1 protein-coding gene is annotated in these 343 nt (G+C 73.2%); it reads left to right on the top strand.

What is annotated here, in order from left to right:
• Window positions 1–343: GNAT family N-acetyltransferase (locus ADK67_RS13435; RefSeq protein ID WP_157620250.1), on the top strand; the 343-nt coding region annotated here is incomplete at both ends.

Here is a 343-nt window from a genome sequence, read left to right as displayed (position 1 = left end):
CCCCAGCCGCCGCACCCTGGAAGCCAAATGGCTCCCCGAGCACCGCTGGGTCGCCGTCGTCGACGGCCGCGTCGCCGGCTGGACCGCCGCCACCCCCACCTCCACCCGCGACTGCTACGCCGGCGTCGCCGAAACCTCGATCTACGTCGGCGACGGCTACCGCGGCCGCGGCGTGGGCAAATCCCTCCTGCACAAGCAGGTCACCGCCGCCGACAACGCCGGCCTCTGGACCCTGCAGACCGCGATCTTCCCCGAGAACCGCGCCAGCATCGCCCTGCACCACTCCGCCGGCTACCGCACCGTCGGCGTCCGCGAACGCATCGCCCAACACCACGGCACCTGG

The sequence above is a fragment of the Saccharothrix sp. NRRL B-16348 genome (assembly GCF_001280085.1).
Taxonomy (GTDB): Bacteria; Actinomycetota; Actinomycetes; order Mycobacteriales; family Pseudonocardiaceae; genus Actinosynnema.
This window is presented reverse-complemented; position numbering and strand designations above follow the sequence as displayed.